At 57.0% G+C, this 13596-nt stretch carries 9 protein-coding genes; 7 read left to right on the forward strand and 2 right to left on the reverse strand.

Features of this window, described 5'->3' with window-relative positions; translation table 11 throughout:
- Positions 1 to 261: 261 nt before the first annotated feature.
- The 7 genes from smc (at position 262) to ACPOL_RS06110 (ending at position 10584) form a co-directional block, all read left to right on the forward strand.
- A complete protein-coding gene (smc, locus tag ACPOL_RS06080; RefSeq protein WP_114206268.1) occupies positions 262 to 4209 on the forward strand; it encodes a chromosome segregation protein SMC in 3948 nt (1315 codons plus the stop codon).
- 173 nt (positions 4210 to 4382) lie between these two features.
- Positions 4383 to 5276, forward strand: a complete 894-nt coding sequence (locus ACPOL_RS06085) for a phosphoribosylaminoimidazolesuccinocarboxamide synthase (RefSeq protein ID WP_114206269.1) — start codon at positions 4383 to 4385, stop codon at positions 5274 to 5276.
- 45 nt (positions 5277 to 5321) lie between these two features.
- The gene (locus ACPOL_RS06090; RefSeq protein ID WP_114206270.1) at positions 5322 to 5888 is read left to right on the forward strand and encodes a CvpA family protein; all 567 of its coding nucleotides are present in this window, start codon (positions 5322 to 5324) and stop codon (positions 5886 to 5888) included.
- Between the two features lie 78 nt (positions 5889 to 5966).
- Positions 5967 to 6248: a helix-turn-helix domain-containing protein gene (locus ACPOL_RS06095; RefSeq protein ID WP_114206271.1), complete on the forward strand. Its 282-nt coding sequence runs from the start codon at positions 5967 to 5969 to the stop codon at positions 6246 to 6248.
- A 186-nt stretch (positions 6249 to 6434) separates the two neighbouring features.
- Positions 6435 to 7199, forward strand: coding sequence for an HAD family hydrolase (locus ACPOL_RS06100; RefSeq protein ID WP_236657267.1), 765 nt, complete (start codon positions 6435 to 6437; stop codon positions 7197 to 7199).
- A complete protein-coding gene (locus ACPOL_RS06105) occupies positions 7196 to 9217 on the forward strand; it encodes a type II and III secretion system protein (protein WP_236657268.1) in 2022 nt (673 codons plus the stop codon). Before ACPOL_RS06100 ends, ACPOL_RS06105 begins: the two co-directional genes overlap by 4 nt.
- 137 nt (positions 9218 to 9354) lie before the next feature.
- Positions 9355 to 10584 (forward strand): L-lactate MFS transporter, encoded by a 1230-nt coding sequence (locus ACPOL_RS06110; protein WP_236657269.1) that lies wholly within the window; start codon positions 9355 to 9357, stop codon positions 10582 to 10584.
- 6 nt (positions 10585 to 10590) lie between these two features.
- Here the strand turns inward: ACPOL_RS06110 and ACPOL_RS06115 are convergent, their stop codons facing one another.
- Together ACPOL_RS06115 and ACPOL_RS06120 are read right to left on the reverse strand one after the other, a co-directional pair.
- Positions 10591 to 11709 carry an acyltransferase family protein gene (locus tag ACPOL_RS06115; protein ID WP_114206273.1) on the reverse strand — a complete coding sequence of 373 codons (1119 nt, stop codon included), beginning with the start codon at positions 11707 to 11709 and terminating at the stop codon, positions 10591 to 10593.
- Between the two features lie 575 nt (positions 11710 to 12284).
- Positions 12285 to 13562 (reverse strand): IS110 family RNA-guided transposase, encoded by a 1278-nt coding sequence (locus ACPOL_RS06120; protein WP_114205959.1) that lies wholly within the window; start codon positions 13560 to 13562, stop codon positions 12285 to 12287.
- Positions 13563 to 13596: the final 34 nt, after the last annotated feature.

A 13596-nucleotide genomic window follows, 5' to 3' on the forward strand; every position in this document is an offset into this window, starting at 1 on the left:
GAACTGTCTGCCTGATCAGAGTGGACGATAGGCGGAGTAGCATAAGCGACAGAGCCCCTTCTTGATCGTTTCCCTAATTTCTGGCCGGCATCTTGAGTGGTACCCGAATATGTTGCGGTGGGGACACCTTATCCACAAGATGTGGGGTCCCCTATGTTGACCTCGCTTATAGCGGGGGATAGCATTTTCTTAGGCCATCCTGAGTAATTCTGCATACCTGAAGATCGGCCTGATCTTTACCTGGAAGATGGGTTATCGACAATGCTGAAGCTGAAGAAGATCCAGATCCTGGGGTTCAAGTCCTTCTGTGATCGCACCGAAGTGCAGGTTCCCGGTCATGGGATTGCGGTTGTCGTCGGTCCCAACGGCTGCGGCAAATCGAACATCCTCGATGGCGTGAGCTGGGTGCTTGGCGAGCAGAGCGCCAAGACGCTGCGCGGCGGCAAGATGGAGGACGTCATCTTCGCTGGAACCCGCGACCGGAAGCCGCTGGGCATGGCGGAGGTCTCGCTGACCTTGATCGATCCGGAAGCGTATGAAGGCGGCCCGCTGCTGGAGACCGCAGTTGAAATCGAGAACGAACTTGCTGACTGGAACGAGGAAGAAGTTCGCGCGGAAAAAGCTGCGGAAGTAGAAGAGATCATCGCTGAAGCACAACCCGGCCAGGTGATTGAAGAGGAGCTTTCGGCTGGCCCGGCTACCCCGCCAAACAGCCCCCAAGTCACCCCCGATACTGCAGAGGCCCTACGGAACTCGAATGCAGTGGTCCTGAAGATTCGGCGGCGTAAATTTCAGAGCACCCCTCAGCGCGGCGAGATCGTCATCACCCGGCGTCTGTTCCGCACCGGCGATAGCGAATATCTGCTGAATGGAAAGCTTTGCCGGCTGCGTGACATTCAGGATATCTTCATGGGCACTGGTCTAGGCCCTGAATCGTACGCCATCATCGGACAGGAACGGATCGGACAACTTCTCAGCTCAAAGCCGCATGACCGTCGCGCCATCATTGAGGAGGCGGCCGGGATCACCCGCTTCAAAACCAAAAAGCGGCTGGCCGAGCTTCGGCTGGAACAATCCAAGCAAAACCTGGCCCGGGTAAACGACATCTTCGAGGAGGTCGCCAAGCAGGTGACCTCGTTGAAGCGTCAGGCCGTCAAGGCCGAGCGCTATGGAGCGTTGCGCGATGAGTTGCGTACCCGTCTGCGGGTAGTCTTGGCCAGCAAGCTGGCGGAAATGGATGCTGAGCAGGCTGCGCTAGCTGGCGAAATCGCTTCCCTGACCTCTGAAATTGAGAATCAAAGTGCTCAAGCTGAATCCCTGCAAGGGGAGTATTCCACCGGCACCGCTCGCGGCTATGCACTCGATGTCAGCGCCAAAGAGGCCGCTGCCAAGGCCAGCCAGGCGGCGGTTGAGCTGGAGCGGGCCGCTACCCGGCAGCATTCGAATGAGGAGCGAGTTGCGGAGCTCGAGGCACGCGCTAAAGCCGGAAGTGCGGAGCTAGAGCAGGGAAAACAACATCTAGAGGGTTTGACTGCCGAGCGCGAAGGTCAACGCGTTTTCCTTGAAACCGCCGCCGCCGAGGCCGCCGGCTTTCGCCAGCAGGCGCAGCAGAAGCAGCAGCAAGTGCGCGACACGGCCCAAGCGGTCTCCGTCGCGGAGCAAAAACTTGAGGCCGGGCGCCGACAGGCAATGCAACTGCTGCAGCAAGTATCACAGACACGCAACCAAACTACACAGGCGGAAGAATCCCTCGCCGCCCTCGAACGCGAGGCTTCTCGGCTCGCGACCGAGATGACGGCGGCCCGTCGCGATCTCGATGCTTTGGGTGCGGAGCGCGGGCAGTTGTCGATCAACTTTCAGTCAGTGACGGAAACGCTCGGGCGGCTAGAAGAAGAGATTGCGCAGCTTCGCGTGGAGATCGCCACAAAGCGCACGGAAGAATCCGAGACCAAGCGGCGCGGCGACCAGCTCCGCGCTGAACATGCGACATTGACCGGTCGCAGGAACTCCCTGCAATCGCTCATTCGCGATCACAGCTATTCCACCGAGACGGTGAAGAAGCTGCTACGGCAGAACTCGCTCGGTGGCGCATTAGCGCCGGCCGGCACGCTGGCGGATTTTCTTGAAGTGAATGGCCAATATGAAAATGTGGTCGATGAATTCCTGCGCGATGAGTTGAACTATGTCGTCGTAAAGAGCTGGGAATCTGCGGATGAAGGCATGCGCCTGCTGAAGCATGATGTTGATGGCCGCGCGACCTTCCTGGTGCATCCCGATGATTCGCAGGCCAAGTTCTCTTTTGCGGCCGGCGCGGCAATCGGCAGCTACGAGGCGCGGTCCGGAGTGGTGCGGCTTAAGGATTGCATCCGGGTGTTAGATGGGTTCGGTTCCTCTCTCGAAGTAATCCTTCCGAAACTGCGAGAAGGCTATGTAACTCCCGATGCAGAGACCGCTCGGACGCTAGCGTTGGAAAATCCGCACGCGTTCTTTCTCGCGCCATCCGGCGAGTGCTTTCACAATGTGACCGTGACCGGAGGCAAACCGAGGGTCGAAGGGCCACTCGCGCTCAAGCGCGAACTTCGCGATGCACAGAAGAAGCTGGAGAAGGTTGAGGCGGAACTCAGTCAAACGGATATTGCCGTCGCTTCACTCGCGAAGACGATCGCCGAACTGGTAAGGATATCGGAGGCGAAGCTCGAAGAGCGTCGCGACGCCGAGCGCGAAAGCGCCAACCATACAGCGGCGCTTCGGCAGATGGATGCGGAAGTAAAACGCCTGGAAGGCCGTGCCCAACAATGGACGATCGAGAACGAACGCAATAAGGATGCTCGCCGGGCGAAGGACGAGTTCATTGCCCGCAAGCGCGAAGAGGCTATGCAACTTGACGCTCAGCACCAGCAGGCAGAGGCTTCCCTGCTCGCGCTGCAGCAGTCGGTCGAAGAGCTGCGCCGGGCCCGGGAAACAGCACAAAATGAGGCATCGGCAGTATCGGCAGAGTTGGCCGGACTGGAAGAACGGCGGCGCGGAGCAGAGGCTGCGTTCGCTCGCATCGACCGCATGTATGGCGACCTCGGGCGGCGGGTACTCCAACTGGAGCAGCAGTTAAATGCGGCGAACGAAGAGCGCGAACAGCGTCTTCGCGAAAATGAGCAGCTTGCGATCACTCGGCAGCAGGTTGCGGCTGTTCGGGAGCAGGCCACCGCAGAGGCGGCGGGTTGGACGGAAGAGGCCAAAACTCTACGAATATCCCTGGCCGCAATAGAGCAGGCGTTAAAGGCCGCGCGGGATCATACCGACACATTGCGAGAGACGAAGAGCCTTCGCACTGCTAAGGCCGCAAAGCTGGCTGCGGACTTGAATCACATCGAGGAATCCTGCATCAACGACCTCGGAGCAGAGGCGGCTGTGCTGCGCGAAGACCGCGAGATGATCCGAATCGATGCCGAGTCTCTCGTCTCGGAAGAGGACGCCTGCCGTGGGCTCAAGCAAAAACTCGAGTCTATGGGGCCGGTCAATATGATGGCTCTCGAAGAATATCAGGAAGCATCCCAACGACATGAGTTCCTGGAGACACAGCGTAAGGACTTACTAGAATCCATCGAGAACACTCAATCCACGATCAAAGAAATCGATCAGATTTCACGGACGAAATTCGAGGAAGCCTTCGGCAAGATCAATGAGAATTTCAGCGTCACTTTTGCGCGGCTCTTCGGTGGCGGCCAAGCATTCATGAAGTTGACTGATGAAGAAAACTCGATCGACAGCGGCATCGATATCGTTGCTCAGCCTCCAGGGAAGAAGCTGCAGAACGTGCTCCTGCTCTCCGGAGGAGAGAAGGCGCTGACTGCCTTGTCGCTGCTGATAGGAATTTTTCACTACCAGCCTAGCCCCTTTTGTGTGCTGGACGAGGTAGATGCGCCGCTCGATGAAACCAATGTGGGCCGGCTTGCGGAGATGATCAAAGGCATGGCTGCAACCACGCAGTTTGTGATCGTGACTCACTCCAAACGGATGATGCAGGCCGGCGATATGATCTACGGCGTCACTATGCAGGAACCTGGCGTGTCAAAGATCGTCTCTGTTCGATTGGGCGGCAATGATCGCGGAGGCGGCGATAAAGACGACCGGCGTGGACGGAGTGAAGCAGGAACGGCGGAACGTTCGCGCAATATTAATGCGGCCCCAGCTCCCCAGCTCGCAACCGCATAGAGCGGACACTTGATCTCATCGAGCGGAAGGAATCGGCCTCCCGCTTGACATCTTGGAGCGCCCCGTGACTGGAGGCTCCGGGGCCGCGTATTCATGGGATTTTTACTGCGTTGACAAAGTCCGCCCCTCACCGGACAATCGAATCTTCAGTCGATCCCCGAAAGGCCTCACCCTTGACAGCACTCCTTCAGACCGAACTGGCAGACTTGCATTTGTACGCGCGCGGAAAGGTGCGCGATCTCTATGCGGCAGGCGAGTTTCTGCTGATGGTTGCGACCGACCGAATCTCCGCTTTCGATCATGTGCTTGGCAGCGGCATTCCCGGTAAGGGCAAGGTGTTGACGCAGTTGTCGCTGTTCTGGTTTGACTTTCTTGCGGATATCGTTCCGAACCACTTGATCTCCGCCAATGTCGATGACTATCCGCCGGACATAGCTGCTCACGCTGACGAGCTGCGCGGCCGATCGATGCTGGTGGCGAAGGCGCAGATGTTCCCAGTTGAATGTGTGGTTCGAGGATACCTCTCGGGGTCCGGTTGGAAAGACTATCTGGCGACAGGCAAGGTTTGTGGCATTACTCTGCCGGCCGGTTTGCGAGAGTCGGAGAAACTTCTCGAGCCGCTCTTCACCCCCGCAACCAAAAGCATGGACGGCGAGCATGACGTTAACATTTCTTTTGACGAAATGGCCTCCCGGATCGGGCATCAGTCGGCGGAAACGCTGCGACGCTTGAGCCTGGCGATTTATATCAAAGCTGCAGATTATGCCGAGAGCCGGGGATTGCTGCTGGCCGATACTAAATTCGAATTCGGGCGCACGGCTAAAGGCATTGTGCTGGCGGACGAAGCGCTCACTCCCGACTCTTCGCGCTATTGGCCCCGAGCGAGCTTTCAGCCGGGCGGTCCGCAGGCGTCCTTTGACAAACAATTTGTACGCGATTACTTGGAATCCATTCACTGGAACAAAAAAGCTCCGGCGCCAACTTTGCCGGAGGATGTGGTTCAGCGTACTCAGGATAAATACCTTGAGGCGTACCGCTTGCTTACGGGCATGACGCTGCAGACTTGAGACGTCGCATTTCTTGGGCTTATGGTCCGGATTGAAAGGTTTTGAATGGCTCCGATCGATTGGGTGATCGCCGCAATTCTCGTGCTGTCGACAATCAGCGCAGCTAAGAACGGCTTCTTTATCGAGGCGTTCTCGCTCGGCGGCGTCATCCTTGGCTTACTAATTGCAAGCTGGAACTTTCAGAAGCTGATGCCCTGGATCATGCATACGATCCACACTCCGCAAATCGCTGAGGCCATCGCCTTTCTGGCCATCGCGTTCGCGATCATGATCCTCGCAGGACTGCTCGGGCGCGCCCTGCACTGGTCGGCCCGGTCGATCGGACTGGGATGGCTGGACCGCCTCATTGGAGCAGTTTTTGGGTTCTTAAAGGGATGTGTGGTGGTGACCCTGGGGGTGATGGCATTGGCTGCTTTTTTCCCGCGCAACGGGTGGCTCGACCATTCCCAACTGGCGCCGTATTTTCTAACCGCAGCTCATTCGACCACCGCAATTACTCCGGTTGAGCTGGGCGAAAGGATTCGCGATGGAGTTAGGATCATCCGGGATGTACAGCCGGATTGGCTGAAGCCGCATGCTGAAGCTTGTGCACAGGTCGCCGCTTTCGGCTAAGAGATTGGGCTGAAGGTCGCCGTTTGTTCAACAGTTTGAAAGAAAGAGACCGGGCAAAGTACCGGCAGCGAGGTTTCCTTGAAGCGAGAGCTGGACAGTCTAGTGGCCCACATGCACGCGAGCGGCATCACCTATGCCGAGGGTGTGCGCGAATTCAAGAAACGCTTCATCCTGGAAGTGTTGGCACGCCATCGCGGCAACCAATGCAAGGCCGCGCGCGAATTGGGCATGCATCGCAATACTCTCAGCCGGACGATTGCCGAGCTGGACCTGAATCCCGCCCAGATACGGAGCGGGTTGAAGCGGCCGCCGCGGAGCGCTCGTCCCGCTCTGGAACTTCGCCAGACGGTCAGTTCCTAACCGCACAGAGTGGGATCATCTGCACGCCAAGAAGCAGATGGCGACGTGACGATTTCCCGCAAGGCCCGCCCCGGCCGAACTTAGAGTGCACCTGCAACCTGAGAACTGCTCTAGAATTGAGTAAGGAACCCTGCTGGGCTAGGCCACGCCAGAATTGTGTCCCGATCCTGGAAAGGACGAATCGATTTGACCACTATTGCGACCGGCGCTGAAATACCCAGTCAGCCAAGTTCCGCCCAGTCTCAGGTCTACATTCGGCAAGGATTTGTCTGGGATGCGGAGCCGGCTTATCTCTTCGATATCGACGGCACTCTGTTGCGCAGCCAGGACGGCGTTCATTACGCTTCCTTCTTCTCGAGCGTCAAAAGCGTGATGGGACGTGACCTCGTTCTCGATCAAGTGGTATTACACGGCAATACCGATCCTGGAATCTTGCGCGACGCCTTCCGGGCCGCGAGATTGGAAGACTCGGAATGGCATCCGGTGCTCGAAGACATTCTCGATGCAATGCGAACAGATGTCATGGCTCGGCGCGAGGCGATGAAGGTCCAAGTAATGCCTGGGGTGGCGGCTACCCTCGATTATCTGCAGTCGAAAGGCGCGGCCTTGGGCGTCGCCACAGGTAATCTCGAATCGATCGGCTGGCTGAAGATTGAGACGGCCGGCTTGCGGCACTGGTTCACCTTTGGCGGATTCAGCGACCGGTTTGTGGATCGAGCCGAGATGATCTGCGAAGCCGCCTTGACCGCGCGCGCGATTGTTGGCCCAGATGCGTCTGTGTGCGTAGTAGGTGACACGCCGTTTGATATATCGGCGGCCAAGTCGAATTCCCTGCCGGTCATTGCGGTTGCGACCGGACGCTATTCTTTTGACGACTTGATGACCTCTGAGCCGGACGTATGCGCGACCACTCTCGACGCACTGCTGCAAAGAACTCGACTGGAGTCATGAGGGACTTGCAGACTAGTCTTCGCGCCCAGGTTATGGCCGGAGCGTTGGCCGCCACCCTCGTTTTCCCGCTCACCATTTTCGGGCAGCAGCCTGGGGAGACCGGCAGCAACTCCTCGGCGGCAGATTCTAAGCCGGCCTCGGCTGAAATGCTTCCCTCGGTATCCGTCTCCCACCCGCTACTGCCTCAAACTCCGAACGTGACTCCGCCAGTCGCCGGCAAGCCGCTAGCCACTGTAGCGGCGCCATCGACCCCGGCAACTCCGAAACAGCAGCGCCAAGCGGAAAAACTTTACCTGCAAGGCGCGAAGGCCATCGAGCAGAATAATCCTCGGGTTGCCTTCGAAGATTTCACGCGGGCAGTGTCGCTTAACCCGTCAAACTCCCAATACGCGGCGGCGAAGGAGATTGCCCGTCAGCACCTGATCACGCTGCTGGTTCAGGAAGCGGACAAAGCCCGTCTGTCTCAGCATCCCGAAGATTCACGGAAGAAGCTCGAAGAAGCACTGGCGCTTGACCCGAAAAATCCATTCGTCAGACAACATGTAGACGAATTGGCCGACGATCAGAAGATGTCGTTCGATCAGGTCGATGAAGCGGGTGTCTCAGCCGAAGGACCGATCGAGCTTACTCCCTCGAATGGCAAGAAGAGCTTTCACTTGAAGGGCTCGCAACAGGACATTCTTCGCCAGGTGTTGTCGGCGTATCAAGTCACGCCGGTAATGGACAGTTCCGTGACGAGCCAGGCGATCCGCCTCGATGCCGACGATTTGGACTATGCCCAGGCTGCGCAGATGTTGAACTTGGTTACCGGAACGTTCTTTGTGCCTCTTGATCCGCGACGTGTATTGGTAGCCAAGGACACCAAGGAGAACCGCTCCAAGTTCGAACGGCTGCTCGTGGAATCGATTTACTTGCCAGGACTGAACACGACCGAACTTAACGACATCAGCAACGTGGCGAAGACGGTCTTTGAAGCGCCGGTTGCCAGCCTGCAGCCGCAACGAAATATCCTCACGGTGCGCGCGCCCGAGCCGCGCATGAAAGCGCTCAATGCCACGCTCGAAGAACTGCTCGATGGACGAGCTCAGGTCATGATCGAAGTGAAGCTCTACGACATCACTCGAACCCGCACAACCAATATCGGGGTTGTGCTCCCTTCGCAAACCAATGTCTTCAATGTGGACAGCGAACTGAACGGTCTGCTGCAAAACAACCAGGCCGCCATTAACCAGATCATCTCAAGCGGACTCGCCGCACCAGGGGACTATGGAGCTATTCTGGCGATCCTGATCGCGACGGGTCAAGTAACCAGCTCGGTTCTCACGCAAGGATTTCTGACGTTCGGTGGCGGCCTCAGCCAGTTCGGCTACAACCTTGGCACCGTCTCAGGAAATTTGCAGTTGAATTCCAGCGACGCCCGAGCGCTCGACGATATTCATCTCCGCGTTCAAGATCAAGAGGCGGCAACATTCAAAGTTGGAAGCCGGTATCCGATTGTGTCTTCCACATACTCCTCTGGCGGTGGTTCGCTGAACGTACCAGGCATCAGCACGGCCGGACTATCGAGCACGCTCAACGGCTTAGGGGTAAACCTTTCGAGCTTGAGCGCACAGGTGACCATCCCGCAAATCCAATACGAGGATCTCGGACTGACATTGAAGGCAACGCCACGGGTCCAGCACGGTCAGGAAGTCGCGCTCAACATGGATCTGGAACTGACAGCCTTGGGGGGCAGCACACTGGATGGCAACCCGATTCTCAACAATCGTAAGTACACTGCCACAATCACGCTCAAGGATGGTTCAAGCGCCCTGGTCGTAAGCAACCTCTCCAAGCAAGAGAACAAAGCAGTCACGGGACTGCCTGGTCTCGACGAGCTGCCCGGGCTTCGATCGGCCACCAACGACGCGAAGGACCTGAACATCTCCACCCTTGTCCTGCTCGTTACCCCGCACATTGTTCGCCGTTCGCACATGGAAGTGGCTGGACGAGAGATCCTCTTGCCGCGGCATGATTAAGCCGTTTTGCGGGTCTCCGAACCCACCACAATCCCTTGGTGCGGCCTTCGTCCCGCCAACCTCATCCTAGACCAAGGTGTGGCTCACCTCTGGCCAGGATCTTCATAGTTAATCGATAGCGAAGTAGGAGTACCTGTTTGAAATTGAATCGTTGGGCAATCGCGGTTGCAGGCTTTCTGCTGCAAATGGCCTTGGGGGCAGTTTACGCGTGGAGCGTCTTCCGAGGACCACTCGTGAGGCAGTTCCACTGGAGTATCTCGCAAGTTACGCTGACTTTCACTATTTGTATCTTCGTGCTGGGCGTGTCTGCATTCTTCGGTGGTCTCTGGTTAAACAAAACTGGGCCTCGGACGGTGGCGCTGGTGGGCGGCTTTCTCTATGGTCTAGGCGTTTTTCTCGCCAGCTTCTCAGCCGACAGGTTATGGTGGCTTTATCTGAGCTTTGGCGTTATCGGCGGCGTTGGGCTTGGCTTCTCCTACATCGTTCCGGTTTCCGTGCTGGTCAAGTGGTTTCCCGATCGACGTGGATTGATCACAGGCGTGGCTGTGGGCGGTTTCGGCGCTGGTGCGCTGGTGACGGCGCCGGTCGCTACCAGGCTCATTGAGAGTGTGGGAGTGCTGCATACTTTCGCCTATCTAGGAGTGGCCTACCTGATAGTGACCATGGGGACCGGGTATTTCATGGTGAACCCGCCGGTCGGATGGAAGCCCGAAGGCTGGTCTCCTAGCTCCGCACAGCAAGCGCAACGGGCGGCAGCCGATTACACCCTTGGCGAGGCGCTGAGAAGGTGGCAGTGGTGGGCGCTCTGGCTTCTGCTCTTCTTAAATACGACGGCCGGGATCTCAATCATCTCGCAGGAAGCTCCGCTCTTTCAGGAGATCGGCAAAGTCACGGCGATCGTTGCTGCCGGCATGGTAGGCATTGCGAGCATCGGCAACGCAGTAGGACGCATTTTCTGGGCTTGGGTCTCGGATACCATCACCCGGCGATGGACATTCGCGACGATGTTTCTGTTGCAGGTCGCGCTCTTCTGGCTACTTCCCAGTGTAACGACCGTCGCGATCATCGCCCTGGTCTCGTTTCTCATCTTGATGTGCTACGGCGGAGGCTTCGGCGCCATGCCCGCCTTCTCCGCCGATTACTTCGGATCCAAGAACGTGGGCCCTATCTATGGGCTGATGCTGACCGCATGGGGAACGGCCAGTGCTTTCGGGCCTCTGCTCATAGCCCACCTGCGGCAGATGAGCAACTCGTATGGCAGCGGCCTGCATGTGATTGCCGTGATCATGGCGGTCTCAGTGGTACTGCCAATCTTGGTGTCGCCACCAAGGAAAGTACTCACCCGGAGTAGCGCCAGCGAAAGCTAGCGCTACTCATGCGGCAATCAGTTGCTTCCGTTTGACGATCCTGTGGCCAAGGTCGATCATCGGCTTCTCAATCGCATAGTAGGTCACTGTGGCAACCAGGAGCGTCACCGCAATGGTGATAAGAAACAACCCAATGCCACCTGTTCTGCCGTAGCGGAAGAGGAAACTGATAATCGGATGGACAAGGTAGACGGAATAACTGATCCGCCCCAGCCACATCCCAACAGCCGGAAATTCGCGATTGCGCAGCGCGTAGGCTGCGAAAAACATCACGAATCCCACAAACCAAGGTCCAAATACAGCCACATACGAGAATTGCATCTCGACTTTTTTGGTGTAGACGTAGTTAAGATAGACACCAACAGATACGGACAGGAGGAGCGCTCCCATCAAGGCGTTCATGGCTTTGGCGGAGATATTCCCTTTGTAGTACCTGTAAATCGCTGTTCCACAAAAGAGCGTCACCCCGTAAAACAGGCCAGCCATCTCCATCCGCCGGTGAAAGACAAGCGGGCCCAGGATCCATAAGGCCGAGACCGCAACCAACAGCACCCACGTCAGGGCATAGGTATTCCGCAGCTGCTTGATCAACAGCAGAAGCGAACATGCTATGTAGAAGAACATCTCAATGGTGAGGGTGTAGTAGAGCCCAATCGCTTGAGGCACGCGGAAAGCGCCTTGAAACATGGTCACATTCACCAGCACATTACGCCAGAGATGGGCGCGAAAGGGCGGATCGAAGATCGGGGTATACCCCAGCAGATAGATGATCACGACGGCTGCAAGGCTAACCCAATAGAGCGGAAAAAGGCGAAAGAAACGCTGCACCCAAAAACGCTTGAGCGAGTGGCCTTTTTCGATGCTGAGCGGTATGACAAATCCACTCACCAAGAAAAAAATTACAAGTCCGAGTTTGCCAAAGCTGAAGTAGTCGTGTGTAAATTTTGCGAACTTTGGAAAAAGGTTCTCCCCGCAATGTTGAACGGCGACTACCAGTGCAGCAGTGCCGCGGAGGAAGTCCATGAACTCCATCCGCCCGCTGCGGATCGAGCTTTTCTGCGGGATACGCTTAGCGGAAATAGTTTCCGCGGCGCCATCAAGTAGCGGCTGGGTGGATGAAGTCATAGGCTCTCCCGATCTTTGTGCCTGAGTAACAGATTTAGGGCATTTGCGATGGCTAAGGAGTTACAGCCCAGGGAACCAAGCGCTTTTCCGACACTTGACAGGTTACTAAGAAAGTTCCGGTATCGGGAAATTGAGGAAAATTGCCTACCGCGAAAATTTGCGGTGATCTAATTTCATACACTCGATTTTGATCAGCATATCAGGTTTCGAAATGAACGAACAACGAAAGTGTGTTGTCCGGACTTTCACTCCTTTTTTTGGCGAATTCGAGTCAATTATGCTGAATAGGCTTTCTTCCGTTTTAATTGCCTGAAGCAGCGGCAGTTGCTCCGTCTTGAACCGCCTGATAGGAGATGACGTACTAACACAGGAAGGAAAAGCTGGAGAGAAGAGAAGGTCCCTTAGCATCCCGTATGGGATGTGCTTGACGACGACTGTACCTCCAAGTGGCTTCCACGAGCAAGGGCTGAGCGTTCGACCATAGCGACACGAGATCTGCCGAAGAGCGCAGTCTCCACTGTACTCAAAATGAAGTCTCAACCAAGTGAAAGGCCGAATCATTATCTACGAGGTCCTTACGGCCTCGACGGCCCAGGTGAAGCGGCTCTTCCACTTGGTGCCGCTGCCTCATAGAAGCAGCGGAAGTCGGTACCGGTCTTGATGATCCCATGAGCCACGCGAGCCATCTTGGCGGCGACGGCGACATACGCCATACGCTTGCGGTCGGCACTGGCAGGATCACGCCGGAGATATCGTTCGAACTTGTCTCGGAAGCTGTTCTCTCGCAGCCTCACAGCCACAGTGGCGGCCATCCAGAAGGCGCAGCGAAGCCGTGCGTTGCCGTATTTCGACAGCTTGGTCGCTCCTCGAAACTGGCCCGACTGCTGAGTCGAGAGATCGAGGCCACAGAACTTGAGGAACTGACGATGGTGATTGAAGCGGCGCAGGTCGCCGGCTTCGGCCAGGATCGTGAGCGCCAGGATAGGGCCGATGCCTGGCATCTGCTGGAGACGCCTGAAGTCGACGTTTTCCTTCAGGTGAAGCGCAGCTCGTTGTTCCAGTTGATCGCGGAGCTGGCAGAGTCGGATCATCTCGCCGAGTACGACGCGGAACATCGCAACGGCCTCTGAGTCCTCAGCAACGGGGATCCCGATGGAGGACTGGGCCGTGCGGTAAATATCCTCTAGCAGCCGCTGTTTACTTACCTTGCGTCCGACGACCGTCCACGCTTGCTGAACGAAGTCTTCCATCGAGAGGCGTGCAATCAGGGCAGGCGTGGGGAAGACCTGAAGGAACGCGAGAAGCCACTCAGAACGCGTGGCATGATAATACCGCTCTATCTCCGGAAAGTAGAGCGGCAGGTAATGGGTCAAGAGCCGATGCTGGGTCCGGGTCTTCTCAAGAGAGATCTGCGCATAGGTGAGCGACAGCTCCTGAAAGTCATGGATCTGGTTCACGAGCGGGTCATGGTAGTGCTGAGTCACGCCGGTCTTGAGCAGATGGAGCAGGACCTGGGCGTCCTTCGGATCGTTCTTGTCCCAGGAGTTATGCATGGCTTCGCGGGTTCGCGCCACAGCGAGGGACGCGATCAGCTCCAGATGGAAACCCTCGGCCTGCAGAAAGTGCGCCAGCGGCCTATGGTAGTTCCCAGTGGCCTCGAAGACGATGCGCACCGGGTGCTTCAAGCCATGAAGAAAGTCGGCAAACAGTCGGAACTCGACTGCGGTGTTGGGCAGGATCAGGCGCTTGCGGCTCTTCCATCCCGGAGCTTCGATCAGGACATCGTGACGGAGCTTGGCAATATCGATCGCTACCAGAACGGTGGACGGTTGAGTAGGCTGGACAAGGGACATGGTTGGTTCTCTCCTAAAAGTGAAAGTAGGCATA

Origin of the sequence: Acidisarcina polymorpha, from assembly GCF_003330725.1 — a bacterium.
GTDB lineage: Bacteria > Acidobacteriota > Terriglobia > Terriglobales > Acidobacteriaceae > Acidisarcina > Acidisarcina polymorpha.

What these genes read in the sequence shown, in the direction of transcription:
- ACPOL_RS06120 (WP_114205959.1), bottom strand. Translation starts at nt 13,562, where the DNA reads ATGTCCCTTGTCCAGCCTACTCAACCGTCCACCGTTCTGGTAGCGATC.
- smc (WP_114206268.1), top strand. Translation starts at nt 262, where the DNA reads ATGCTGAAGCTGAAGAAGATCCAGATCCTGGGGTTCAAGTCCTTCTGT.
- ACPOL_RS06090 (WP_114206270.1), top strand. Translation starts at nt 5,322, where the DNA reads ATGGCTCCGATCGATTGGGTGATCGCCGCAATTCTCGTGCTGTCGACA.
- ACPOL_RS06105 (WP_236657268.1), top strand. Translation starts at nt 7,196, where the DNA reads ATGAGGGACTTGCAGACTAGTCTTCGCGCCCAGGTTATGGCCGGAGCG.
- ACPOL_RS06115 (WP_114206273.1), bottom strand. Translation starts at nt 11,709, where the DNA reads ATGACTTCATCCACCCAGCCGCTACTTGATGGCGCCGCGGAAACTATT.